This window comes from Streptomyces sp. CA-278952, from assembly GCF_028747205.1.
GTDB lineage: Bacteria > Actinomycetota > Actinomycetes > Streptomycetales > Streptomycetaceae > Streptomyces.
Window position 1 is genome coordinate 7,450,052 of sequence record NZ_CP112880.1, and the last position, 24,905, is coordinate 7,474,956.

Sequence of the window (24,905 nt, forward strand, 5' to 3'; positions counted from 1 at the left end):
TCGGGGTGCGGAGGGGCGGAGGGAAGGACGGGGTCAGGAGGGGCGGGGTCAGGAGGGGCGGAGGACGAGCTCGACACCGATCAGCTCGACCAGGACGGACCCGTCGGCGTCGATCAGCGCCGCGTCGCAGCGCGCCCCGGTGTCGTGTGCCTTCCGTCCCCGCACCACACAGCGCACGGCGCCGTCCACCGGGCCGCGCCGGTGCACCCGGCACTCCGCGACGGCCATCGGCAGCGTCGCCGCCCCGAGCACCTTCTCGCCCCACAGCAGGGCGAGTTGCAGCGCGCCGTCCACGGCCGCCGGATCGAGCGGACCGTGCTCGTCCGCCCAGCCCAGGGCCCGCAGGCCCGCGACGGTCGCCTCCGCCCCGTGCTCCGACAAGCCGCGCACCGTGCGCAGGGCGTGGAACCGGGGGCCGTGGAAGAGGACATCCCCGTCATAGGGTGTGGCCCGGTCGAGAGGCTTGAGCCCGTCCGGGGTGTCCCACGCGGTCGCGTCGGGCTCCCCGGCCCCGGTGTCCAGGACGGCCCGGAAGTGCGCCGGGCCGTCCTCGCCACGCAGCTCCGCGTCCAGACCCGACGGTGAACCGGGAGCGCCCCGGCTGCCGAGCACGGTGAGCCGGTGGCCCGGGCCGGACAGCTCCGGCAGGGCGTACTTCTGGTACACCCGCAGATCACGCAGGACGAGCCGCCCGGCAGCCGGCAGCCAGGCCGTGGCCGCGCCCGCGAACCAGTTCAGGACCAGGGCCACGGGCAGCACCGGAACACCGGCGGGCGCGTGGTCGGCCAGCTGCGGCAGCGTGTCCGAACGGACCAGCACCTGTGCGCGCCACAGATCGCCCGCCGGGGCCAGGGCGGCCGGATCGTCTCCCGCCGCCAGGACCACGCGGGCCTCGCCGGCGACACCGTCCACCTCGGCCGTGAAGGCCGCGGCCCCCTGGGCCAGGGGGATGAGCGGAACCCCGGACCGGCCGAAGTGCGCGGCCAGGGCCGGGGTGACCATGCCGCCCTGCCAGGGTCCCCAGGCCACACACCGCACCAGGCAGCCGGGCCGACGGGCCTGCTCGGCGGACGCGACCAGGTGGAGAACCTCATTGGCCATGGCGTAGTCGCTCTGCCCCGCGTTGCCGAACACGGCGGCCACCGACGAGAAGAGGACCATCGTGTCCAGCGGATCGTCCGCCGTCGCCGCCAGCAGCGCCCGCAGACCGTCCACCTTCGTGGCCATGACCGACTCGGCCTGCTCGTCCGTCTTGTCGACGATCCGCTTGTCGGCCAGCACCCCCGCACCGTGGACGATGCCGGTGACCGGCCCCCACGTCTCGCGCACGGTGCGCAGAGCGGCCGCGAGCGCTTCACCGTCGCGGACGTCCACCCGGACGTACCGGGCGGACGATCCGGCGGCCTCCAACTCCGCCAGGGTCGACCGCACTTCGCGCGCGGCCAGAATCTCCCGGGCCCGCTCCGCGATCCGGGCGGGCGAGGAGTCCGCCGCGTCCGGGGCCCGCTCCGCGAGCAGCCGGGTGAGCGCCGGTTCGTCGGTGCCCGACGCCAGCCCGGCCGGCTCGGCGGCGAGCTCCGTCCTCCCGAGCAGCACGATCCGCGGGCGGTGGGTCCTGGCCAGGTCGAGCAGGGCCGCCGCGGTCACCCCGCGGGCCCCGCCGGTGGCCACGATCACGGAAGCGCCGGAGATCCGCCGGGTCCCGGCGGGCGTGACCGGCTGGGGCGCCATCCGCAGCAGCGCGCGCGTGCCGTCCGCGCGGAGGCCCACCTCCAGGTCGGCCCCGCCTTCGAGCAGCTCCCCGACGATCGCTTCGGCGACCTCCTCGTCGTCCCGGCCGCCCCGCTCGCAGTCGACGACCTTGACCGAGGAGTCCGGCCACTCCTTCGCCGCGGTCCTGGCCAGACCGGCGACCCCGCCCAGCCACACACGGCCGGGCGCGTGACCCGAGAGCCCGAAGTCGCCCCCGGTGTCCTGGACGGTCACGAACAGTCCGCCGCCCCCCGCCGCCCGTGGTGCCACCGCGCGTGCGGCGCGGAGCGCCGACCGGTGGACCTCCCGTGCCCCGTCGGGCGTACCGCCCGCGGTCAGCCCGCCGAGGTGGACGACACCGCGGGCGTCCTCGGGTACGTCAGCCACGGCGGTGGCGGCCACGCCGCGTTCCGTCAGCTTCCGGGCCACCAGGCCGACGATCGAGCACCCGTCCGGACCCCCGCCGGTCACCGCGACGGGCCCGTCCAGCAGTCCCGCCGTGGTCAGCCCGGACGCGGGCGACTCCACCAGACGCGGTACCAGCCGTGTCAGCGGCGTACGCTCACCCGCCCCGTCGTCGGGGGCGGACGGGGCGGACGGCGCGGATGGGGCGGACGGGGCGGGCGCCTCGCGGACGACCGGGGTCCCGGCGGCCACGGAGTGCCCGGCCCGGGCATCCGGCTCCGGGGGCCCGGGAGGCCGGGGGCTGCCGGTCAGCGTCTCGACGATCTCGCGCAGCGTACGGAGCTTGCCGAGCTGCCCGGGGTCCCCCGCCGCCACGTCGCCCACCTGCCGTCGCACCGCCGACAGGATCTCGACGCGCTTGATGGAGTCGACGCCCAGATCGGCTTCCAGCTCCATGTCCATGTTGAGCATGGCGGTGGGATAGCCGGTGAGGCGGGCCACCACCGACAGGAGCAACTCCTCCAGCTCCGGCGGCGACAGGGACACCGCGTCGTCGACGCCGGCGTCGTCCACGGGAGCGGCAGCCGTCTCCGGGGCGGGCAAAGGCACCGCCGGGGCCGGGGCCGGGGCCGCTGCGGCTGCGGCTGCGGAAAGGGTGGGCGTGACAGGAGCGGGCGTGGGCGCCGCGGCCGGGACGACGGCCACGACCGGGGCCGACGCCGTCATGGGCGGCGCCGGCAGGTGCCGCGGTGACGAGGAGCGGGGCAGCGGCAGTGGAGCCGTGGGAGCCGGGATGTCCCCGTCCACGGACCCGTCCGCTGCCGGGTTCGGCGCCCCGAGCATCGCGGCCAGGGTCGTCTCCGTCATCCGGAGGAAGGCCAGATGGCTGTCGGTCAGGAGGCGCTGGCAGACCGCGTGGGTCTCCGCCGTCTGCCGTTGGATGCTCTCGACGGCGGCGAACCAGTCGCCGCCGACCGTGGGCCCGGCTCCGACGGTCTCAGCGGCGTCGGCCTCGTGCGCCGAAGGCTGCTGGGCGTGGGACGGGGAGGGGATGTGCGCGGGCATGGGGACCGCCGGGGTGTCGGACGCGGGCGCGGACATGGACGGGGACGTGGACATGGACGGGGACGTGGACGTTGGTACGGGCACGGGTGCCGGAGCGGGCTGCGGTCGGTGCCGGGGCTCAGGTGCCGGAGCGGGCGACAGCTCGGCCGACGCGGCGCGGGTCGGCGGCGACTGACCGTGGTTCGCTCCGCTGATCTTCACCGTCATGCGGGGCTCGCGCTCCTTCGCCGGGGTTCCGGGCGAGGCGTACGGTGCCCAGAGCGTGTCGAGATCGAGGGGGACGCCGCGTACGGCGAGTTCGCCGAGCGCGGCGTGCAGGGTGTCGGCACCGGGCCGGGCCTTCCGGTCCAGGGGGACGGCCGCGTGCTCGCGGTCGCCGAGGATCTGGTGGACCAGCCCGGTCAGCGTGGCGCCCGCGCCGACCTCGACGAAGGTGCGAACCCCCGCCGCGTACATCGCCTCGATCTGGTCCTGGAAGAGCACCGGGGAGGCGAGATGACCGGCGATCCGGCGGCGCACCTCGTCGGGGGACGAGGGGTACGGCGCCGCGTCCGCGTTGCCGTAGACCTCGATCCGGGGCTCCGCGAGCGGCACCGTGCGCAGGTACGCGGCGAGCGGCTCGACGGCCGGGGCGACCAGCGGACAGTGGAAGGCGGTCGACGTGGCCGGCCGACGCGTGCCGACCCCCTCGGCCGAGAACGCCTTCTCGGCACGTGCGACGGCCTCCACCGATCCCGAGAGCACCACTTGGCACGGGGAGTTGTGGTTGGCCGGCCAGAGGTCGCCGAACCCGCCACCGGCCAGAACTCCGGCCACGCGCGTACGGTCCGCCGCCACCGCCAGCATCGCGCCCGGGGCGTCCGCCGCGTCCCGCATCAGCTCACCGCGGCGACGGGCCAGACTCACCAGCGACTCCGGCTCCAGCGCGCCCGCGCACGTCAGCGCCACCAGCTCACCGAAGCTGTGGCCCGCCACGCAGTCCGGCCGCAGGCCCAGCTCCCGCACCACCTCCAGCAGCGCCAGCGCGTGCACCGCCAGGGCCGGCTGCGCCCACTCGGTGGCGTCCAGCAGGGCCCGCCGGGCGGCGCGTTCCCCGTCGGTGAAGGCGGGCGGCGGGAACACGACCCGGTGCAGGGGCCGCCCGTCGAAGCGGGTGCCGCCCAGCCGGTCCCATACGGCCTGGGCGGTCGGCGCCAGCATCGCGAGACCGGCTCCCATCCCGACGTACTGGGACCCCTGTCCCGGGAACAGGAAACCGATACGGCCGGGCGCGGCCTCCCCGTACGCGTACCGGACCCCGGTGGGTGTCGAGAACGCCGCGTCGGGGCGCCGCCGGATCAGTGCGAGCGCCTGCGCGTACTTCTCCCGCAGGTCCTCGGCGTCGGTGGCGACGACGGCCAGCCGCACCCGGGCGGCGGGGGAGAAGGCGGCCTGGCTCTCCCGCGCCAGCGCGGCCAGCGGACGATCGTCGTCCGTCCGGGGCGCCATCAGGTCCGACGGGGAGTCGCCACCGAACAGGACGAGCTCGCTCGACGCCGTGCGGTGGCGCAGGGCCGGGCGCCCCGGGCCGCCCGACGGCGCGTACTCCTCCAGCGTGACGTGGAAGTTGCTGCCGCCGAAACCGAAGCTCGACACCGCCGCCCGCCGCGGATGACCGGCCGGCCGGACCCACGGACGGGTCTCGGTGTTGACGTAGAACGGGCCGTCCGGAGCGGCGGCCGCCGGATTCGGCCGTTCCACCTTGACCGTCGGAGGCAGTACCTGGTGGTGCAGGGCCGTGACCGCCTTGAGTAGTCCCGCCGCGCCCGCGGCGCACTTGGTGTGGCCGATCTGCGACTTGACCGAACCGATCGCGCACCACTGCCCGTCCGGGCGTCCCGACGCACCGAACACCGCCGTCAGCGCCGCCAGTTCGGCGGTGTCCCCGGCCTTCGTGCCGGTCCCGTGCGCCTCGACCAGCTCCACGGTCTCCGGCCCGTAGCCGGCTCCCTCGTAGGCGCGTCGCAGGGCCCGTTCCTGGCCCTCGGGCAGCGGGGCGTAGATCGCCGTGCTCCGGCCGTCGGACGAGGTGCCGATACCCCGGATCACCGCGTGGATCCGGTCGCCGTCACGCTCCGCGTCGGACAACCGCTTCAGTGCGTACATGACGACCGCTTCGCCGAGCATGGTGCCGTCCGCCGCGGCCGAGAACGGCCGGCAGTCGCCCGTGGGGGACAGCGCGGGCGTCTTGGAGAAGCACAGGAACATGCCGATGTCGTTCCCGGTGTCCACCCCGCCGCTGATCACCAGGTCGGCCCGGCCCAGGGACAGTTCGCCGACGGCCGTCGACAGGGCCGCGAGCGAGCTGGCACAGGCGGCGTCGGTGGTGTGGTTGATGCCGTGCAGATCGAACCGGTTGGCGATCCGGCCCGCGACGACGTTGCCGAGCAGTCCGGGGAAGGTCGATTCCCGCCACGGCTCGAAGCGGGCCGCGATGCGGTCGCACACGGCCTGCGCCTCGGTCTCGTCGAGTCCGCTCTCCCGCAGCCCCGCGAGCCATGCGGGGCGGTGGGCGCGCCCGTACATGTGCGGAAGGAGTTCGAGAGCCGCCGCGCCGAGGACGACGCCGGTCCGGTCGCGGTCCACCCCGGCCGGACCGCCGGCATCCGTCAGCACCTGGTCGGCGACCATCAGGGCGAGCAGTTGGGAGGTGTCCGTCGCCGGCAGATTGGCGGGCGGCACCCCATAGGCCAGGGGATCGAAGTCCACCTCGGGTAGGAACGCGCCCCGGCGGGCGTACGTCTTGTCGGGGGCGGCCGGATCCGGGTCATAGTGGTCCTCCACGCGCCAGCGGGTGGCGGGAACCTCGGTGATCAGGTCGCGGCCACCGGTCACGATCCGCCAGTAGCCCGCCGCGTCCGTGGCACCGGGCACCAGGGCACCCACCCCGACCACGGCGATGGGGAGCTGGCAGGGGACGGGGTCGGACACGCTCTCTCCTCGGGGAAGGCCGGTCGGTGCCGGCGCCCCGTGGGCGCCGAGGCCGCTCACGCCAGCTCGCACGGGGCGTAGGTGAACGCCTCGGCCGGCAGCGGAACGCCGTACGTGCGCAGTTGATGGGCGCGTGTGAGCACGGCGGCCCCTTCCAGCAGGTTGAGCCCGATCCGCACCACGGACCGGTGCGCCGGGTCGGCCAGGAACGTGCCCGCCACCCACTGGTTGAACGCGCCCATCGCCGGCCCGCACCAGATCTGGAAGTCGGCCCGCCGCGACTCCTCCCCGGTGATCGCCCACCGGCTGGAACGGCCCAGATACCAGCGGAAGACCAGGGCCATACGGTGCTTCGGGTCGGCTTCCGCACGGGTGATCTCCGCAGGATCGCGCTGCTCCCAGAACGCGCGAGCGTGCCGCCAGATTTCGTCGAACGGGGCGCGCAGTACGTCGCGTTCGATGGTGGCGCGCAGCACGGACGGGATCTCCTCCAGCGATCCGTGGGCCCGGTACGCCGCATGGAGCCGAGCCGCCCGCTGGGCGAACATCGTTCCCCGGGAGAGCACTTGGAGCTTCACACCCAGCTCGAACATGTCGGCCGCCGGCGCCATGGCCACATCGGAGACGTCCGCGTCGCAGAGCATCGCCTTGGCCGCGTCGGACAGTCCCGCCTCGACGGCCGTCTGGTTCACCGACCCGACGACCACGTAGGAGGCGCCGAGGGCGAAGGCGGCGGCCACCGCATCCGGTGTGCCGAGACCGCCGGCCGCGCCGAGCCGGACCGGCCGGCGGTAACCGAACCGCCGGCACAGCGCGTCACGCAGGGCGGCGATCCTCGGCAGCAGGACCGACAGCGGCCGGTTGTCGGTGTGCCCGCCGCTGTCCGCCTCCACGGTGATGTCCTCGGCCACCGGCACCCGGGCCGCCAGAGCTGCCTCCTGGCGGGTCAGCCTCCCCTGGGCGACGAGGGAGTCCAGCAGCGCGGGCGGCGCGGGGGAGAGGAACCTCTCGGCCACCTCGGGCCGGGAGACCTTCGCCAGCAGGTGAGTGCGCCGTACGACGGCGCCGTCCGGGCCCCGGCGCAGCCCGTGCGCCGAGCACAGGACGACGGCCGGGGTCAGCTCCATGAACGCCGACGCCGAGATCCGGGGAACACCGCGACGCAGCAGCAGTTCGGCGACGCGGAACTCCAGCGCCGGTTCGGCCGGTGAGTGGATGAGATTGACGCCCCAGTTCGAGCGGGGCCCCAGCTCCTGCGTCAGCGTGTCCACGGCCCGCTCCACCTCCGGATAGGCCAGCCCGCCCGCGCCGAAGAAGCCGATCATCTCCGCCCGGGCCATCGCGGAGACCATCCGGGTGGTCGCGATGCCGTTCGCCATCTCCCCCGCGACATAGGGGAAGCGGACGCCGTGCGCCTCGCAGAAGGTACGGCCGCCGAGCCATTCGGGGTACAGCGGCGGCAGCGTGCCGAGCACCGGACCGGCGGGCGCGGCGCCGGTCGCGATCCCCAGCTCCCGGCCGTCCGGCCCGCTGACGACGTGCACGGGTTCCCGGATCTGCCGGACACGGGCCGTGATCCCCTCGGGTGAGAAGACCGGCAAGGAGGCGGCAGGCGGGCCGAGAGCGGTGAGGACAGACACGGGAGAGGCTCCAACGGGGTGGGTCGGCTGCTGGTCAGGCGTACCGGGCGGACGGGAAAGGGGCCGGGGGGACGCCCGGCGACAGGGGCAGGGCCCCGCCCCGGGGGGCCAGCCCGGACCACAGGTAGTCGAGGCCCACCGGGGCGGAGGCCGCCGACGGCCCGAGCCGGGTTCTGAGCCGGGTGTCGTCGAACCGTCGCCGATGGGCGAGGTAGGCCGTCATGCCCGGGTAGAAGTCGAGCAGCGCCTCCAACGCCGACGGGTCGTCCGGCTTGGCGGAAACCAGGTCGATCGAGAGCGGGACCAGCCGTTCCAGGAGCTGCACGACCGTGGGTACGGGCACATCGCGGTCGTGGACGACGTGGTACGTGTCGACCCCGCCCGACGGCGTCAACCCGGCCAGCCGCACCATGACGTCGGCAGCGTGCTCCACCTGCAAGAGGTTCAGCCGGCCGTGCGGATGCCCCACGGTCCGGACGCGGAGCCGGTCGCCCGACCCGGCGGTGCCCAGCGCGTCGCGCAGAATGCGCTCGACGACCTGCAACGGGTGCGAGGGCAGCTCGGGGTGCGGCGGCCGGTCGGTGACCAGGATGCCCGGCCGCAGGACCAGGGCCGGGCGGCCGTGCTCCCGGGACCAGTCGTGGACCAGCAGCTCCGCCTCGTACTTGGACTGCTCGTAGGCGTTCTCGAAGCCGTCGGGGGCGTCCAGCTCGTCCTCGTACGCCACGCCGGTGCGCCGTCCACCGGCCACGAACGCGGTGCTCACATGGCGGATCGCGGGTGCCCCGCGACCGGCGGCCGCCAATTCCAGTACGCGCCGGGTCCCTTCGACGTTGGTCCGTCGCAGCTCGGGAAGGCCGCCTTCCAGATTGATGCTGCCCGCGCTGTGCCAGATCTCGGCGAGGCCGTCGGCCAGCCTCTGGAACGTCCGTGCGGACAGGCCCAGCCGCGGCAGCGCCAGGTCGGTCTCCACCACCCGCAGCCGGCCGGGGAGTCGGTCGACGAAAGCCTCCGGCGAGCCTGTCAGTTCGAAGAACCGGGTGATGCGGTGCAGAGCGTTCCCCGACCCGGCGTGGGCCAGGACGGTCACCGAACGGTGCGTGGCGAGCAGGCGACGCAGCAGACGCAGTCCGAGGAATCCGGTGGCGCCGGTGAGTGCGACGTGCACGAGCGTGGCTCCAAGGGCGGTGAGAGGGGCGGTCCCCGACCGGGTGCGGAGGGCGGTGACGCGGTGACGCCGCCGTTGCGGCGGCCGGGTGCGGGGGAGCGGGATGTCACCGGCCGTCCCGCATCGCGGATCGTCACGACGATCGCACCGCGCACGGTCGGCCGATCCGGTGCGGCCGGTGCTCGCCGGCTCTCCGGTGCCCTGTCCGACGGGGGCTTGTCGGGCCTCGCAGCCCGGTGATCCCCGGCGCACGGCACACAATGGCAGACGGCGAACGGGACAGGCGCCTCGATTCCTCCCGCTCACCCGAACGAAGTACGTTGCGAGACCGCCCTTATCAGGGGAGCGGAACACCGTCGGCCGAGCGGTTCGGCCCGCGGGGCGGCCTGACAGGGCCGGAGCCCACGGTGGTGATCGGAGCGCCGTCCCTCTTTCGCGTCCCCCTTTCGAGCGAACTCGCCGCCAGGGGCCCGGATCGTTCCCTCAACGGATCGCCAGGCCGACGGCGGCCCCGGGTGCGGGGGCCGAGGACCCGTCGGGGCAGGGGGACCGGGAGCCGCACGGGTCCAGGAGCGGATACGGCCGGCGGCCGGGGAGCGGCCAGGAATCCGGCTGCCGGTGCGGGGCGGCGGGCGGACGCCGCACGGACTGCTCCCGGCCGGTGGTCATCCTGATGGGCGGCCGGTCCGGACAGCGCGCTGCGGCCGGACCTGGCGGGCCGCCCGGCGCCGGTGGCCTCCGGCCGCCCCTCCGTACGCGTCCCTCCGTCCCTCTGCCCCTTCCGTTGTCAACGTGGTCGTCTCCGGCCCGAATTGGAGCACCGAAGCCCATGCCCGATCCCGAGCAGCCCACCCTGCCCGCCCCGTCCGGCCGCTCCGCCCGGCCCGACCGGCCGATCCCCTCGCCCCGCCACCCCACCCACGCGGTCGACCGCGCGTTCCTCCAGCTGGAGCGCCGTCGGCCCGACGTCCGCTGGGACGCGGGTGGCGTCGCCTATCTCAGTGGTCCGCCTCCGGCCCTGGCGGACCTTCGCGCGTACGTGGGCTACCGCCTCGGCGAACTGCCCCTGCTCACGAGCCGGGTGGAGGGAGGCCGGCGGTCCCGGTGGCAGCCGGACGCGGACTTCGCCGTCGACCGGCATGTGCACGAGGTGGTCGCCGACGGACCCGGCGCCTGGGACGCCGCTTTGCACACCGCGCTCAACGCCCCGTTCGCCCCGGGCTGCTACTGGGGGGTCTGGCTGGTCCACGGCCACGAACCCGACACGTACGCTGTCTGCTACCGCTTTCACCACGCCTGCCAGGACGGTTCGGCCGCCGCAATGACCTTCCGGGCCATGCTGGGTGAGGGGGAGGCGTCGGCGCGCCCGGTACCGGGCCGGAACCGTCCGTCCGGGGTGCCCCGGCGGGTCGGGGCGGCCGTCGGGCTGGCCACGAGGTTCGTGGCCGGCTCCCTGGCCGTTCGCGGTCACCGCCCGGACGCGGCCTTCGCCCCCTCCGGGGAGCGGCGGCTGTGGCGGGGCCGGGCACCGGCGGACACCCTCCGCCGGATCGGCGCCGGGCGGGGCGGCTCGGCCCACGACGTGCATCTGGCCGCGCTCTGCGGGGCGTTGTCGGTCTGGTCGGCCCGTGCCGGGGTGCCGCTCCCCCGGGTGACGGCCGTACTGCCCGTCGATGCCCGACGCGCCGACGAGGAACAGACCTGGGGAAACCGCTGCTTCGCCCTGCCGCTCGAACTGCCCGTGCGGACCGTCCCGGAACACCCGGACGGTTCCCGGGACGGTGAGGAGCCCCTGCGCCGACTGGACCAGGTCATGGCGACGACCCGGAAGCTCCGGGGCGAGACCTGGCGGCAGGCCATTCAGGACCTGGTCCGCTTCATGCCGGACGGCCCCACCGAGTGGTACCTGCGCAGGATCCTCTCGCCACGCGTCACCAACGTCATGGCCACCTCCATGCCGCTCGCCGACAAGGGGAGCCTGGGGGAGACGCAGGTGACGGGGACCGCCCTGCTGCCCCTGCTCGTACCGGGTCATCTCTTCGCCGTGGGGCTGTCGTTCTTCGGCGACTGGGCGGAGGTGTCCTTCGTCGCCGACCGCGCCCTCCCGTTGGGGGAGTCGCTGCCGGAGCTGTGGGAGCAGGCCGTGGGCGAGCTGGAGGAGAGCTCGACGGCGGTGTGAGCCGGGCGGGAGCTCTCCCGTACCCGACCGCACGGAGCGGGCCGGCGGATCACACGGCGTCGGGCACGGGCGTGGGAGAGCTCGCCCCCTGCCGGGGCGGGAGCACACCGCGGGCGCGGCGCCTGCCTGCCCGGAGTTCCCGCCGGAGGGCTCGCCGGTAGGAGCGGATGTCGATCTCGATCCCGTGACGGTAGGTGGGCGCGTAGGCCTTGTCGTGCTGTCGCCGCGCGCGGGCGATCGCCCGTGTCATCTCCGCCGGGGCCGGCAGGCGGACCGCTCCCTCGATCAGGTCGGCGATCCATTCGGCCTGCGGTTCGAGCAACGGGAAGGCGGCGCCGGCGGGTTGGGCGAGTCCCATGAAGTAGAGCCCGGGGAGCCGGGGCGGCACCGTGCGCAGATAGAGCTCCGTGCGGCCGCCCGGGGCGGCGAAGACGGAGGGGGCCAGAAAGGGGAAGGAGATGGAGTACCCGGTGGCGTACACCACGGCGTCCACGCTCTCGCGGCTGCCGTCCGCGAAGAACGCCGTGTCCCGGCCGAAGGAGCTGACGCCGGGCTTGGGGGTGACCGCGCCCCGGGCCAGCTGGACGAGGAGTTCGTCCGAAGTGGAGGGGTGGGCGGCGAGGGGCCCACGGACCGGTTCGGGAAGCCCGTAATGAGCGGGGGCGCCCCGGGTCAGCCGCAGGAGAAGCGCCATCGCCGGCTCCTTGAGAAACCGTGGCAGGCCGGCCAGCGGGCTCCCCGCCAAGTGGTCGGCCGGCCGGCCGAGCAGCATCTTGGGGAACACGTGCGCCGTGTCGCGCGCGGAGAGGAATGTCCGCGCCGCCGTACGGGAGACCTCCGCCGCGATCTCGCACGCGGAGTTGCCCATGCCGATCACGAGCACCCGTCGGCCGGCGTACGGCTCGGGGGAGCGGTAGTCGTGCGAGTGGAGAGCGAGGCCGGCGAAATCCTCGGCTCCCGGTACGGCGGGGTCCGGCAACCGCGGGTCCCAGTGGTGCCCGTTGGCCACCACCACCTCGGTGTAGCGCTGCGTCCGCGCCTCCGTGTCGCCACGGCGCCGGCGGACGACCTCCCAGCCGCCGTCCTCCAGGGGCCGTACGGAGGTGACCTCCGTGCCGAATCCGATGTGCCGGTGCAGGCCGAAGGAAGCGGCGTACTGCTCCAGGTAGGCGAGGACCTTGCTGTGGTGCGGGAAGACCGGGTAGGTCTCCGGCATCGCCAGCGAGGAGAACGACATGCTCTCCTTGGAGATGTTCGCGTGGAGCGACGCGTACACCCCCGACATACCGTTGTCGTTGCCGTAGCGCCAGAGGCCGCCGATGCCCGAACCCGCCTCGAAGCAGTCGAACGGAAGGCCGCGCGAGGCGAGGACCTTGCTCGCCGCCAGGCCGGACGGGCCCGCTCCGATCACGCACGTTCTCCGCATGGGCCGACCGGCCTTTCCTGTGTAGGTACGCAACTGTAGGTACGCAACGACGGCTCCAGGCCCGTGACGCAGGCGCTCCGAGCCCGGTAACGCTAGGGGCCGGGCGCCGCGCCGGGAGCGGTTTCCGCGGTAGTCCCGTCGCACGCGTGACGGGTCGTGCACCGGGTTGACGCCGGGCGAACGGGCGCGTCCTGGGCGCCGTTTCCGCCGCGTGGCCGGCTCGTTGGGCACGAGCGGATCGGTTCCGCGATCACGGGAAAAGACCTGGTACGACGGAGCGAGACGATGGACGTCCAAGATGTGCACCACTCCTACCGGCAGCACGCCGTTCTCCGGGGAGTCGACCTCCGGCTACGGCCCGGCACCCTCGCCGGGATCGTCGGGGAGAACGGCGCGGGCAAGACGACGCTGCTGAAGATCCTCTCCGGTGAGCTCGGGCCGGACCGCGGATCGGTGCGGCACCACGGCAGGTTCGGCTACTGCCCGCAGTCCGTGGTTCTGGACGACTCCTTCACCGTCCGCCAGCACCTCGACCTCTTCAAGGCCGCGTTCGGCCTCGCCGACCTGCGGCGGGCCGAGGAGGTGATGGAGACCCTGGCCTTCACCGAGTGCCTCGACCGGCGTGCGGGCCTGCTCAGCGGCGGCTCGCGGCAGAAGCTGAACCTGACCCTGGCGCTCATGCACGACCCGGACGTGCTCCTCCTGGACGAGCCCTACCAGGGGTTCGACTGGGAGACGTATCTGCGCTTCTGGGAGCTGGCGACGAGGTTGCGCGACGCCGGGCGTTCGGTGCTGGTCGTCTCGCACCTGGCGTACGACATCGACCGGCTGGATCTGCTCTGGCGCCTGGAGAACGGACGCCTCCACCGCCAGGAGCGGCCCACGGGGGCGGCGGCATGAGGCGCCACTGGCTCCTGTTCGCCACGGCGTCCAGGTACGCGTTGACCGGGCACGCCCGCAACCGGTTCGCGATGCTGCTGGTGGTCGTGTACATCCCCGTGTGGATCGTCCTCGCCTATGTGACCATTCCCGATGAGCCGGCCCCGTTCCGGCTCCGGGCCACCGGCGAGATCCTGTCCCCGCCCGGCAACCACCTCACCCAGATCACCGGTGCGCTGAACGCGGTCACCCTGATCGCCGGGTTCATGATGTTCGCGGCCACCTTCACGGGAGGCGCTTTCGACCGGCGCCTGGCGATGGCGGGCTACCCTCGCTACCACCTCGTCCTCGCGAAGCTGTCCGCGCTCACGCTGGTCTGTGTCGCCGTCGCGGCGTACGCCACGGTCGTCGTCGGATTCGCCTGGCCGCCGCGACAGCCCCTCCTCCTCGCCGCCGCCCTGTTCTGCGCGGCCCTGACCTATGGCGCGCTGGGCGTGGTCTTCGGATCGGTGCTTCGCCGGGAGGTCGAGGGCATGTTCGCCATCCTGATGATCAGCATCCTCGACGTCGCCCTGCAGAATCCCCTCTCCAGCTCCGGGTCGGACAGCGCCGTCGTGCGCTTCCTCCCGACGTACGGAGCCGTGCAGGCGAGCATGTCCGCGGCCTTCTCCGACGCGTCGGCCGTCCGGGGGCTCGTGATCCAGTGTCTCTGGCTCGTCGGCGCCGCATCGGCCGGCTTCCTGGTCTTCCGGCGGCGGACCAGGAACGCGCTCTCACCGGGATGGGTGAGGTGGGTTCCGTCCCCTCGCAACCGCGGCCGTGAGACGGCCGATGGCCCCCTCGTCGCACGGACGGCCGACGACCCTGTGTGCCACCGTCCGCCGCACCGAAAGGCCCGTGACCTGCGCGGGCGGTGATCGTTCTGTAGCCGTCGGGCGCTGACGCGGTGCCCGGACCGTCACTCTCTTCCGTACGAGGAGCACTGCCCCATGACTCTTTCGCGTACCGCCCAGCGCACCGTCCTCACCGTGGCACTCCTGTCCGTCTCCGCGCTGGCCGCCCCCTCCACCGCCCGGGCGGCGGCCCCGCTGCCTCCCGCGTGTCAGGAGGCGCTGCTCGAAACCCTCGACAAGTTCCCCGTCGTGGACTTCACGGTCCCCGACAAGGCCCAGAACACGATGCTGGGCGAGGTGCTGGGACTGAGCGAGGCCGACCAGGCCGTGTTCACCGAAGCGGCCTGCGCGGCCTGGAACACCTGGGCGACCCAGAACGGCCAGGCCGTCGCGACGGACCTGGACACCCGCTATCGGAACGCCGCCGGACCCGTGTGCAACAAGTTCGCCAGGTCCTCGCTGGCGACGATCAAGAAGCACGCGCCGAACGTGCCCGCGGCGACCCGTGACATGGAGAAGGTGGCCAAGAAGGTCTGGAGCAGCTCCATGGAGAAGCTGGCCGCGGATGCCACCAACGCCGATTGCCGGACGGCTTACAACGCGGTGAAGGCCGGCTGGTAGCAGGACAGCGGCCGGGGCCGAGGCGAAGAATCCCGGTCCCGCGCGGCGGTGCCGCACCGCACACCACCGTGCGGGGCCGGGGCCGCGCCGCGCGGGCGGCGGCCCCGACCGCGCGGTCAGACCAGGTCGAAGCGGTCGAGGTCCATGACCTTGCTCCAGGCGGCGACGAAGTCCGTCACGAACTTCTGCCGCGCGTCGTCGCTCGCGTACACCTCGGCGAGGGCACGGAGTTCGGAGTTGGAGCCGAAGACCAGGTCCGCGCGGGTACCGGTCCACTTGACCCGGCCGGTCGCGTCGCGGGCCTCGAACTCGTCCTGCGCCGCCGACGTCGATTTCCAGGTGATGCCCAGGTCGAGCAGGTTCACGAAGAAGTCGTTGGTCAGCGTGCCCGGGCGGTCGGTGAGGACACCGTGCTTCGAGCCGCCGGAATTGGCGCCCAGCACCCGCAGACCGCCGACCAGGACCGTGGTCTCCGGGGCGCTCAGCGTCAGCAGGTTGGCCCGGTCCAGGAGCAGGTACTCCGCGGGCAGGCGGCTGCCCTTGCCCGCGTAGTTGCGGAAGCCGTCGTACACGGGCTCCAGGGCGGCGAAGGACTCGACGTCCGTCTGGTCCTGCGTGGCGTCGACCCGGCCCGCCGTGAACGGCACCTCCACGACGACACCGGCGTCCTTGGCCGCCTGCTCGACGGCCGCGTTGCCCGCGAGGACGATCAGGTCGGCCAGCGAGACCTGCTTGCCGCCCTCGGCGTCGAAGGACTCCTGAATACCTTCCAGAGCCCGCAGGACCTGGGCCAGCTCGTCTGGGTCGTTCGCCTCCCAGCCGCGCTGCGGCTCCAGACGGACCCGGGCGCCGTTGGCGCCGCCACGCTTGTCGCTGCCGCGGAAGGACGCGGCCGACGCCCAGGCGGCCGAGACCAGCTGAGCCACCGTCAGGTCCGTGGCGAGCACCTGCTCCTTCAGCGCGGCGATGTCCGCGGCGTCCAGCGGCTCAGCGGTGCGCGCGGGCAGCGGGTCCTGCCACAGCAGCACCTCGGACGGCACCTCGGCGCCCAGGTAGCGCTGGACCGGGCCCATGTCACGGTGCGTCAGCTTGTACCAGGCGCGCGCGAAGGCGTCCGCGAACTGGTCCGGGTTCTCGTGGAAGCGGCGCGAGATCTCCTCGTAGGCCGGGTCGAAGCGCAGCGACAGGTCGGTGGTGAGCATCTGCGGCTTGTGCTTCTTCGACGCGTCGTGGGCGTCCGGGATGGTCGCCTCCGCGTCCTTGGCGACCCACTGCTTCGCACCGGCCGGGGACTCGGTCAGCTCGTACTCGTAGGCGAAGAGGTTGTCGAAGAACTCGTTGCCCCACGTGGTCGGGGTGCTGGTCCAGGTCACCTCCAGCCCACTGGTGATGGCGTCCCCGCCCTTGCCCGTCCCGTGGGAGCTGCGCCAGCCCAGGCCCTGCTCCTCCATCGGGGCGCCCTCGGGGTCCGCGCCGACGCTCACCGCCGGGCCCGCTCCGTGCGTCTTGCCGAAGGTGTGGCCACCGGCGATGAGAGCGACGGTCTCCTCGTCGTTCATCGCCATCCGGCGGAAGGTCTCGCGGATGTCGCGGGCGGCGGCGACCGGGTCCGGATTGCCGTTCGGGCCCTCGGGATTGACGTAGATCAGGCCCATCTGGACCGCGCCGAGCGGGTTCTCCAGCTCACGGTCGCCGGTGTAGCGCTCGTCGTCGAGCCAGGTGGTCTCCGGGCCCCAGTAGACGTCCTCCTCCGACTCCCAGACGTCCTCGCGGCCGCCGGCGAAGCCGAAGGTCTTCAGCCCCATCGTCTCCAGGGCGACGTTGCCGGTGAGGATCAGCAGGTCGGCCCAGGACAGCGCCTGGCCGTACTTCTTCTTGACCGGCCACAGCAGGCGGCGGGCCTTGTCCAGGTTGCCGTTGTCCGGCCAGCTGTTCAGCGGGGCGAAGCGCTGCTGACCGGCGCCCGCGCCACCGCGGCCGTCGCTGATGCGATACGTGCCGGCGCTGTGCCAGGCCATCCGGATCATCAGCGGCCCGTAGTTGCCGAAGTCGGCCGGCCACCAGTCCTGCGACGTGGTGAGCACCTCGGCGATGTCCCGCTTCACCGTGGGCAGGTCGAGCCCCTGGAACGCGGCCGCGTAGTCGAACTCCGCACCGAGCGGGTTCGCCACGGCGGGGTTCTTGGCGAGGATCTTCAGATTGAGGCGGTCCGGCCACCACTGGCGGTTCCCGCCGCCCTGCGTGGGGTGCGGCGCACGCCCGTGGGCCACGGGGCAGCCGCCCGCCTGCGCCTCGGGCACCTCGGGGACGGCCGTCTCGGGCGAATCCGGGGTGACGGGATCAAAGACATGCGACTCGCGGTTCTCGGTCATGGCAATCCTTCCGGACCCGGGGGGTCGTGGGGCGCTGAACGGGGGAGGAGGATTCGGTCCGAGCAGAAGGGGCACGAGGTATGCCAGGTGTCGCCGCGCCCGCCCGAACGTCTCACGGACGGTCCCGGGCGGTGCGACGAGGCGGCACTCTCGGCCGGCGCCGCGCGGACGACCGATGGTGTCCCACCGCGTTTCTCTGCTGCCGTACCGGAGTCTTCCTGTCTCTTGGATGTCGCCGGGATCGATCCTACGATGGACTTCGTCCAAGTCAAGAAGTGAGCTAAAGCGATAATGTCCGGGACGCGACGTCGTCGGATCCGTGGATCCGTCCGGGGCCGCGCGTCCCCCGCGAAGCGGAGCAGGTGACGAGATGAGCGACCTCCTTCAGCGGCTTCGGGGCCGTGGCTGGCGGTTGACCTCGCAGCGGCGTGTTGTCGCGGAGGTCCTCGACGGCGACCATGTGCATCTGACGGCCGACGAGGTACACCTGCGGGCCGCCGCGAGGCTGCCCGAGATCTCCCGCGCCACCGTCTACAACACGCTGGGGGAGCTCGTCACGCTCGGCGAGGTGCTGGAGGTCTCCACCGTTGGCCGGGCCAAGCGCTTCGACCCGAACGCCCGCCGCCCCCATCAGCACCTGGTGTGCTCCGGCTGCGGCACGGTCCGCGACGTCCACCCGGTCGGGGACGCCCTCGGCGACCTGCCCGAGGCCGAGCGGTTCGGGTTCGCCGTCGGCTCGGTGGAGATCACCTACCGAGGCCTGTGCCCGGCCTGCTCCTGACCGCCCCGCGCGTCAGTCGGCAGGCTGCGGGGAGCGGAGCACGAGCAGGGTGATCTCGCTGGGGGCGAAGACGCGGAAGGGCGGGCCCCAGAAGCCGGTGCCGCGGCTGGTGTAGAGGAGCGTGCGAGCGCCGTGGCGGCTGAGGCCGGCGACGACCGGCTGGTCGAGGCGGACGAGGTAGTGGAAGGGCCAGATCTGGCCGCCGTGGGTGTGGCCGGAGAGCTGGAGGTCGATGCCGTGGGCCGCCGCGCGGTCGATGAACTTGGGCTGGTGGGCGAGGAGGAGCACGGGCAGGTCGGGGTCGGCGCCGTGGAGGGCTCCGGCGAGGTGGGCGCGGTGGCCCGCCAGTCCGGAGGACTCGGCGGTGACGTCGTCGACGCCGGCGACCACGAGCGTGTCACCGCCGCGTTCGAGCAGCAGATGGCGATTGCGCAGCGGCTCCCAGCCCAGCTCGTCCATCAGGTCGACCCAGCCCTGGGCCTCGCTGTAGTACTCGTGGTTGCCGGTGACGTAGACGCGGGCCCGGGTCGCCTGCACGGTGCCCAGCGGAGCGGCCTGGGCGCGACGGCGTTCGGCCGTGCCGTCCGCGATGTCGCCGGTGTGGCAGACCAGGTCGGCCTCCAGGGTGTTCACCGTCTCGCAGACCCGCGCCGACCAGCGGGCCCGGTCGAGCGGACCGTAGTGGGTGTCGGTGATCAGGGCGACCCGGGTTCCGTCCAACCCGGCTCCCAGGCGCGGCAGTCGAACGTCGAGGCGGCGCACCCGCGGCACGCGCCGGGCCTCGGCGTACCCCCAGGCCAGCAGCACGGCGGCGACGCCGAGGACGGCCCAGGTGACGATGCGCGCCCGGTCCTGTCCGTCACCCACACCGGCCACGGCCAGGGCGGGCCGGAGCAGGACGCCGAGCAGCACGGACCAGGTGAACAGGACCCAGATGCCGCCCAGCAGCGTGTCACCGACGATCGCCGCCCGGTCCCGCTGGCGCCGGCCGTGGCCGTGCACCATCGCGAGCGGCATACCGGCCAGGCCGAGGACGAACAGCGCGGTGCCGGTCAGGGTGACCGGGAGCGGCCACTGCTGGCCGGTGTGCAGAAGAACCCAGCACGGCGCGGCCCACAGCAGGACGGGGGCGATCAGAGGGACGTAGCGCATCAGACGCTGCAGTCGGCTCCGCTGTGCGTCCTGCGCTTCACTGGCGGCGGATCGGGTGTCGCTTGTCTCGGTCACGCTTCCCCTCCTGAGGTGCTGTCCGGCGTTCCTTGGCCGGCTCATTGTGCGCCGTCGCGGAAAGCCGCCGCCTTCCAGGGTTCGGCGAGCCCGTCGCGGCGGCACACGGGCGGGACCCGGACAAGAGGGCGGGACGGTCGCCGCACGCCGACAGGGTGGGCGACCACGAGAATCGCCAGCCCCGTCGGGAACAGCCGACCCGGTCGGCGCGGTTGCACCGTGCGAGGGACCGGCGCCGTGCGGCGGGGGGACACGGAGGCCGCAGGGTCGTCCGCCCCGTCGGGATCCGAGCCCTGGGATCGCGGTAGCACGCCCGCCGCCGGCCCCGAACCACGACGTATCTCGACGTATCTCTGCGGGAGGACCCCTTCATGACCGACCGGCCCTTGACTCTCATGGCCGTGCACGCCCACCCCGACGACGAGGCGACCGGAACCGGAGGGGTCCTGGCGCGGTACGCGGCGGAAGGTATCCGCACGGTTCTCGTGACGTGTACCGACGGCGGCTGCGGCGACGGGCCGGGGGGTGTCAAGCCGGGCGACCCCGGACACGACCCGGCCGCCGTCGCCTCGATGCGCCGCCGGGAGCTGGAGGCGAGCTGCGAGGTCCTCGGGGTCAGCGATCTGGAGACGCTGGACTACGCCGACTCCGGAATGATCGGCTGGCCGAGCAACGAGGCTCCGGGATCCTTCTGGCAGACCCCGGTGGGGAAGGGCGCCGCCCGCCTCGCGGAACTCATGCGGCACTACCGCCCCGACGTCGTCGTCACCTACGACGAGAACGGCTTCTACGGCCACCCCGACCACATCCAGGCCCACCGCATCACGATGGCGGCGGTGGAGATGACCGAGCTGACGCCGAAGGTGTACTGGACGACGATGCCCCACTCGATGCTGCGGCGGTTCGGGGAAGCCATGCGCGAGTTCCACGAGGACATGCCGCAGCCGGATCCGGAGTCGGAGCGGCAGTCGGCGCCCGAGCCGGATCCGGCCGAGGCCGCGGCGATGGCCGAGATCGGCCTCCCCGACGACGAGGTCACCACGTGGGTGGACACCACCGCGTTCAGCGGCCAGAAGTTCGACGCGCTGGCCGCGCACGCCAGCCAGGGCGACAACATCTTCTTCCTCAAGATGGGCAAGGAGAGGTTCGGCGACCTGATGGGCACGGAGACCTTCGTACGCGTCCAGGACTCCACCGGCGCTGCCCTGCCCGAGAAGGACCTCTTCGCCGGACTCCGCTGATACGTCCCCCTCTATGGCGTGGACGGGCTATGGCGTGGACGTGCCGGCGCGCATGTCCGCGCCGTACGTCGTGCGGTAGTCCGGCACGACGATCCGGCTCGTCGGGGACTCCCCGCGGACCTGGGCGGCGAACCCGCTCAGGTCCATCACCGGATCGCGGCGCGGAGGTTCGCTCAGCGGCTCCTCGAAGTTGTCCCAGTGGACGGGAACGACGACGCCCGGCCGGTCCAGGGCGTGCAGCAGCCGGGACGTATAGCGGAACGTGGCGGCGCTCGACGGTACGGCGATCATCGCGAGGTCGGGGCTCAGTCCCCGTACGGCTTGTTCGGAGAAGTCGCTGGCGCCCATCAGGAACGCCGACGGGCCGCCGCTCCCCACCGTCACCTGGAAGGCCAGGGTGTCGCCCTCCGGCAGATCGGAGATGGTCCTCGGCGCCGCCGCCGGGGGAGCGTTCAGCGTGCCCGGGGCGAAGTAGGAATGCCGCTTGTTGCGGCTGTGCAGGCTCGGCACGACCTGGACGGTGATGCCGTTGAAGTCCAGAACCTCGCCGCCCTTGACCACCGAGATCTGGCCGGGGTCGACGCCGAACGCGACCAGCAGATGGAACGTCGTCTCGGTGCCGACGATCCGCGCGCCGGTGGACTTGGCGATGTGCGGCACGTCGGCGATGTGATCCCAGTGCGCGTGGCTGACCAGAACGATCTCGGGGCTGCCGACGTGCTCCCGCACCAGCGCGGGATCGGACCTCAACTTCGTGTCCGGCTTGAGCCCGCCGTCGAACAGGCCGGTCTTGAAGCGGGTGATGTAAGGGTCGAAGAGCACCGTCCGGCTGCCGACGTCGATGCGCCAGCCGGAGGTGCCCAGCCACCGGAAGGATGCCGAACCGGCCGCCGGGGCCCCGTGACCCCCTGCGGCGGCGGTGGTGGTCGTGGCGGAGAGCAGGGGGGCCGCCGCGCCGATCGCGGCTCCGCGCAGCACCGCGCGTCGGCCGAATGCCGGGGTGCGTCGCTGCGGACGCTGTACGTCTGTGTCCTCGTTCATGGCGTCAGGAGATCAGGACAGGACCCTCCACGTCCAAGATCAAAATTCGGGTGGGCTCATACGCGAACGCATATGAGCCCACGTCAGAAACCTTTGCATCGCAGGGAATCGACGGCGAGCCGGGCTGTGGCGCCGATCGCGGCGTCCACCGCCGTGCGCGAGGCGACCAGCTCGCGCGTACGGGCGAAAACGGCGACCGCGTAGCGGCCGCCGTCGGGATACCGGACGACCCCCGCCTCCAGGTGCAGGCCGGGCAGGGTCCCGGTCTTGGCGGCGATGGTCACCTCGTCGGGGAATCCCGAAACCAGCCGGTGCCGAAATACCTGACGGCTCATCAGTTCCCGTACCTGGGAACACGCTTCCGGCGGACCTGCCTCGTCCCGCCAGACGAGGCGCAGCAGCCTGGTGACGTCCCTGGGCGTGCTCGCGTTGGTCCGCAGCGGATCCAGCACGCCCAGGCTCCTTTTGCGGTCGTCCGGCAGCGCGGGGTACCGGAGGGCGAACTCCGCCTCGTCGCGCGCGCCGACCTCGGCGAGCATCGACTCCAGTACGTCACGGGGGCCACCCACGACACGTGTCCTGTCGAGCCCGAGCTCCTCGGCGAGGAGCCGCACCGTGTCCAGGCCGACGCGTGCCAGCAGCAGATCGGCTGCCGAGTTGTCGCTCACCGAGAGGGTGAAGAACGCCAGATCGCGCAGCGACAGCTCGACGTCGTCCGCACAGCCCGCCGTGCCCCAGCCGCCGAGCCGGTCGGCCGCCGTCACCCGCACCCGTTCACGCGGGTCGAGCTGGCCGGCGGCCACCTGTCGGGCGAACTCCAGGACCAGCAGCACCTTGAAGACCGAGGCGATCACGACGGGCTCGTCGGCGCCGACGGTCACCTCCCCGCCGCCCGGTCCCGCCTCGACGGGGACCGCGTGCAACAACCCCTCGGCACCCGCCCCCGCGAACATCTCGCGGATCCGCTTCTCGACCATCGGTTCGCCCCTCGCATAAGGTCACTGACTGTGGATCTCTTGCGCCACCTGCGTATCTTCGTCGCCGTCGCCGACGAGCTGCACTTCAGCCGGGCCGCCGACCGGCTCGGCATGGCCCAACCACCCCTCAGCCAGGCGGTGCGCAGGCTGGAGAAGGACCTCGGAGCCGCCCTGTTCGACCGATCGCAGCGTCAGGTCCGGCTCACCGCCGCCGGCCTGGTGCTGCTGGACGAGGCCCGCGAACTCCTGGCCCGTGAGGAGCGGTTGCGGACCCTGGCCCGCCGCGCCGGCGACGGCGGCCTGGGCACCCTGCGCGCGGGCGTCCCACCCGACACCACGGTCTCCACGCTCTCCGCACTGCTCTCGGCCTGCGCGGGGCACTCCCCGGGACTCTCCGTCGATCTGCAGGAGATCACCACGGAGGAACAGCTGCGGCTGCTCGCTTCCGGCGGGCTCGACGTCGGCCTCGTCCACCAGCCCGTGGACGCCACCGAACTCCGACTCGGCCCGGAGGTGCGCGCGGAGTTCGGCGTCGTGCTTCCCCGCACGTCACCGCTGGCCCGGCTCCCCGAGGTGGCGCTCGCCGAACTGTCCGGCCACGATCTCGTGCTCTTCCCCCGCGCCCAGGCTCCCGGTTGGTACGACCGGATCCTCGATTCCTGCCGTGCCGAGGGCTTCGTGCCCGGCCGGGTCCGGCACGCGTCCAACCCCGAGTTCCTGCTGGCCCTCGTCCACGCGGGCCACGGCGTCGCCTTCGACCAGGGCCCGGTGGCCCGCAAGGAGCCCCGCGTCCTCTGGCGCCCCCTGGCGGGCCGCCCGCTCACCCGGCGGACCACCGGCGCCTGGCCCGCCGACCGTTCCGCCCACCCGGCCGCACCGCACTTCGCGGAGCTCGCGGCCGGTGTACTGGCACGCGACCGGTCGGCGACGCCGCACCACGCCGCAGGCCCACGCCCGCCGGACGGGCCGCCCCGCCCATGGTCGGTGGTGTACGACGAGCCGAGCTGACGCGGAGCCGGCCAGCGGCCCTGTCGGCGGGCATGACGTCCCGTGTCTCCTCGAGTGTTCTCCACGCGTCCGAAGCTTCGCCTGCCTGTCGTTGCAGTCGGCCGAGCGTGAGCAGGTTGAACGCCGTCGCCTCCGGCGGCGCGTCGCTGACCGCGAGGACTTCTCGCTGTAAGCCGCTCCTGCCCGTCGGAGAAGCTCATCGTTGGTCCCTTCGCTCGATTCCCGGATTCTCTCGGAATCGGCGGCCACGAGCAGCTTCACGAGGGTTCCGTCCGCGCGGCACACGGCAGGCCTCTACCGACGGGGCTTGTCCGCGAAGACCCACCGGTTGCCCGCCAGCGCGTCGTCCGGCTCGGGCAGCGGGCCGCGTCCGTGCAGCCGGGTGAAGTCGAAGGGGGTACGGACCGAGGTGGACCAGCCCGTGTCCGTCAGCTTCCCCGCGGAGTCGGGCCGCGGGCTCCTGTCGAACAGGTCCAGCAGGTCGATGCCGATCTGCTGGTGCGTGGCCGTGTAGAGCGGGCTGTCGCGGTACTCCAGCAGATCCTTGTCGAGCTTGACCTCGAAGGCCAGCGCGCTTCCCCCCGCACTCAGCCGGTCCACCGTGTCGATGAGATACGTCTCGGCGGCGGGCGGCAGATAGAACAGCAGGCCCTCGACCAGCCAGACGCTCGGCGCGGCGGGGTCGAAGCCGGCGCCGGGCAGGGCGCCGGCCCAGTCGGCGCGCAGATCCATCGGCACCGGTACGCGTGCCGCCTTCGGGGTGGCCGAAAGACCGCCGAGCACCTGGTGCTTGAACGCCAGGACCTCTGCCCGGTCGATCTCGAAGACCACACAGCCGGGAGGCCAGGCGAGCCGGTACGCACGCGAGTCCAGCCCCGCCCCGAGAAGGACCACCTGGCGGACGTTCCCCGCGTGCACCGACCGGAGGAGGAAGTCGTCGAGGACCCGCGTCCGCAGCCCGAAGTACCGGGCGAACCGCCCCCACAGCGGGTTCCGGTCCCCGTCCGGGACCTCCCTCGGGTGGACCGGCCACCCCTTGGACGCCGGGGCCGCGAGCACGAAGTGCTCCGCGAAGACGTCCCGCGCCAGGCTGTCGGGGCGATGTGTCTCGATGGCCCGCGCCGCGGCGACCAGGAGAGCGGTCGCACCGACTCCTCCCGCCACACCCTCGACACCGTCGTTCCGATGAGCCGTGTCGACCATGTGCACTCCCTTGGGGTTGTTGGAGACGACGAACAGCGAGCAGAGCGAAGAGGCAGC

At 73.0% G+C, this 24,905-nt stretch carries 16 protein-coding genes; 7 read left to right on the forward strand and 9 right to left on the reverse strand.

Annotation, left to right across the window (positions count from 1 at the left end; genetic code table 11):
• Window positions 1-48: 48 nt before the first annotated feature.
• The 3 genes from N7925_RS32645 to N7925_RS32655 are packed head-to-tail and all read right to left on the reverse strand — an operon-like array spanning window position 49 to window position 9,000.
• Entirely contained in the window at window positions 49-6,192 is a 6,144-nt protein-coding gene (locus N7925_RS32645; protein ID WP_274345995.1) for a type I polyketide synthase, read from the reverse strand.
• Between the two features lie 56 nt (window positions 6,193-6,248).
• Complete coding sequence (locus N7925_RS32650; protein WP_274345996.1) at window positions 6,249-7,832, reverse strand: PfaD family polyunsaturated fatty acid/polyketide biosynthesis protein; 1,584 nt, start codon at window positions 7,830-7,832, stop codon at window positions 6,249-6,251.
• A 34-nt stretch (window positions 7,833-7,866) separates the two neighbouring features.
• A complete protein-coding gene (locus N7925_RS32655) occupies window positions 7,867-9,000 on the reverse strand; it encodes an SDR family oxidoreductase (RefSeq protein ID WP_274345997.1) in 1,134 nt (377 codons plus the stop codon).
• An 829-nt stretch (window positions 9,001-9,829) separates the two neighbouring features.
• On the opposite strand from N7925_RS32655, the gene N7925_RS32660 reads away from it, so the two are divergent.
• Entirely contained in the window at window positions 9,830-11,179 is a 1,350-nt protein-coding gene (locus N7925_RS32660; RefSeq protein ID WP_274345998.1) for a wax ester/triacylglycerol synthase domain-containing protein, read from the forward strand.
• Window positions 11,180-11,228: 49 nt separating this feature from the next.
• Here N7925_RS32660 and N7925_RS32665 read toward each other — a convergent pair whose 3' ends face one another.
• Entirely contained in the window at window positions 11,229-12,590 is a 1,362-nt protein-coding gene (locus N7925_RS32665; protein WP_265603121.1) for a flavin-containing monooxygenase, read from the reverse strand.
• Between the two features lie 300 nt (window positions 12,591-12,890).
• Here N7925_RS32665 and N7925_RS32670 point away from each other — a divergent pair, with 300 nt between their 5' ends.
• From N7925_RS32670 to N7925_RS32680, 3 genes are all read left to right on the forward strand, one after another.
• A complete protein-coding gene (locus N7925_RS32670) occupies window positions 12,891-13,505 on the forward strand; it encodes an ABC transporter ATP-binding protein (RefSeq protein WP_274345999.1) in 615 nt (204 codons plus the stop codon).
• Window positions 13,502-14,401, forward strand: a complete 900-nt coding sequence (locus N7925_RS32675; protein ID WP_274346000.1) for an ABC transporter permease — start codon at window positions 13,502-13,504, stop codon at window positions 14,399-14,401. Before N7925_RS32670 ends, N7925_RS32675 begins: the two co-directional genes overlap by 4 nt.
• A 72-nt stretch (window positions 14,402-14,473) precedes the next feature.
• On the forward strand, window positions 14,474-14,998 hold the full coding sequence (locus tag N7925_RS32680; RefSeq protein ID WP_274346001.1) for a hypothetical protein: 525 nt from the start codon (window positions 14,474-14,476) through the stop codon (window positions 14,996-14,998).
• A gap of 116 nt (window positions 14,999-15,114) precedes the next feature.
• Here the strand turns inward: N7925_RS32680 and katG are convergent, their stop codons facing one another.
• Window positions 15,115-17,370: a catalase/peroxidase HPI gene (gene katG / locus N7925_RS32685; RefSeq protein WP_274346002.1), complete on the reverse strand. Its 2,256-nt coding sequence runs from the start codon at window positions 17,368-17,370 to the stop codon at window positions 15,115-15,117.
• 370 nt (window positions 17,371-17,740) lie between these two features.
• Here katG and N7925_RS32690 point away from each other — a divergent pair, with 370 nt between their 5' ends.
• Window positions 17,741-18,151, forward strand: coding sequence for a Fur family transcriptional regulator (locus tag N7925_RS32690; protein WP_265603126.1), 411 nt, complete (start codon window positions 17,741-17,743; stop codon window positions 18,149-18,151).
• A 12-nt stretch (window positions 18,152-18,163) separates the two neighbouring features.
• Here N7925_RS32690 and N7925_RS32695 read toward each other — a convergent pair whose 3' ends face one another.
• Window positions 18,164-19,378 carry a metallophosphoesterase gene (locus N7925_RS32695; protein ID WP_265603127.1) on the reverse strand — a complete coding sequence of 405 codons (1,215 nt, stop codon included), beginning with the start codon at window positions 19,376-19,378 and terminating at the stop codon, window positions 18,164-18,166.
• Between the two features lie 371 nt (window positions 19,379-19,749).
• Between N7925_RS32695 and N7925_RS32700 the strand changes: the two genes are divergently transcribed.
• Entirely contained in the window at window positions 19,750-20,619 is an 870-nt protein-coding gene (locus N7925_RS32700; protein WP_274346003.1) for a PIG-L family deacetylase, read from the forward strand.
• 27 nt (window positions 20,620-20,646) lie between these two features.
• Here the strand turns inward: N7925_RS32700 and N7925_RS32705 are convergent, their stop codons facing one another.
• Both N7925_RS32705 and N7925_RS32710 read right to left on the reverse strand, forming a co-directional pair.
• Window positions 20,647-21,660, reverse strand: coding sequence for an MBL fold metallo-hydrolase (locus N7925_RS32705; RefSeq protein ID WP_274346004.1), 1,014 nt, complete (start codon window positions 21,658-21,660; stop codon window positions 20,647-20,649).
• An 83-nt stretch (window positions 21,661-21,743) separates the two neighbouring features.
• Window positions 21,744-22,637 carry a serine hydrolase gene (locus N7925_RS32710; protein ID WP_274346005.1) on the reverse strand — a complete coding sequence of 298 codons (894 nt, stop codon included), beginning with the start codon at window positions 22,635-22,637 and terminating at the stop codon, window positions 21,744-21,746.
• A gap of 39 nt (window positions 22,638-22,676) precedes the next feature.
• On the opposite strand from N7925_RS32710, the gene N7925_RS32715 reads away from it, so the two are divergent.
• A complete protein-coding gene (locus N7925_RS32715) occupies window positions 22,677-23,645 on the forward strand; it encodes a LysR family transcriptional regulator (RefSeq protein WP_265604082.1) in 969 nt (322 codons plus the stop codon).
• A gap of 294 nt (window positions 23,646-23,939) precedes the next feature.
• On the opposite strand, the gene N7925_RS32720 is transcribed toward N7925_RS32715, so the two are convergent.
• Window positions 23,940-24,848 carry a class I SAM-dependent methyltransferase gene (locus N7925_RS32720; RefSeq protein WP_274346006.1) on the reverse strand — a complete coding sequence of 303 codons (909 nt, stop codon included), beginning with the start codon at window positions 24,846-24,848 and terminating at the stop codon, window positions 23,940-23,942.
• Between the last annotated feature and the right edge of the window lie 57 nt (window positions 24,849-24,905).

Coding starts and splice junctions, on each gene's coding strand:
- N7925_RS32700 (WP_274346003.1), top strand. CDS start 19,750: ATGACCGACCGGCCCTTGACTCTCATGGCCGTGCACGCCCACCCCGAC.
- N7925_RS32720 (WP_274346006.1), bottom strand. CDS start 24,848: ATGGTCGACACGGCTCATCGGAACGACGGTGTCGAGGGTGTGGCGGGA.
- N7925_RS32660 (WP_274345998.1), top strand. CDS start 9,830: ATGCCCGATCCCGAGCAGCCCACCCTGCCCGCCCCGTCCGGCCGCTCC.
- N7925_RS32680 (WP_274346001.1), top strand. CDS start 14,474: ATGACTCTTTCGCGTACCGCCCAGCGCACCGTCCTCACCGTGGCACTC.
- katG (WP_274346002.1), bottom strand. CDS start 17,370: ATGACCGAGAACCGCGAGTCGCATGTCTTTGATCCCGTCACCCCGGAT.
- N7925_RS32675 (WP_274346000.1), top strand. CDS start 13,502: ATGAGGCGCCACTGGCTCCTGTTCGCCACGGCGTCCAGGTACGCGTTG.
- N7925_RS32705 (WP_274346004.1), bottom strand. CDS start 21,660: ATGAACGAGGACACAGACGTACAGCGTCCGCAGCGACGCACCCCGGCA.
- N7925_RS32690 (WP_265603126.1), top strand. CDS start 17,741: ATGAGCGACCTCCTTCAGCGGCTTCGGGGCCGTGGCTGGCGGTTGACC.
- N7925_RS32670 (WP_274345999.1), top strand. CDS start 12,891: ATGGACGTCCAAGATGTGCACCACTCCTACCGGCAGCACGCCGTTCTC.
- N7925_RS32710 (WP_274346005.1), bottom strand. CDS start 22,637: ATGGTCGAGAAGCGGATCCGCGAGATGTTCGCGGGGGCGGGTGCCGAG.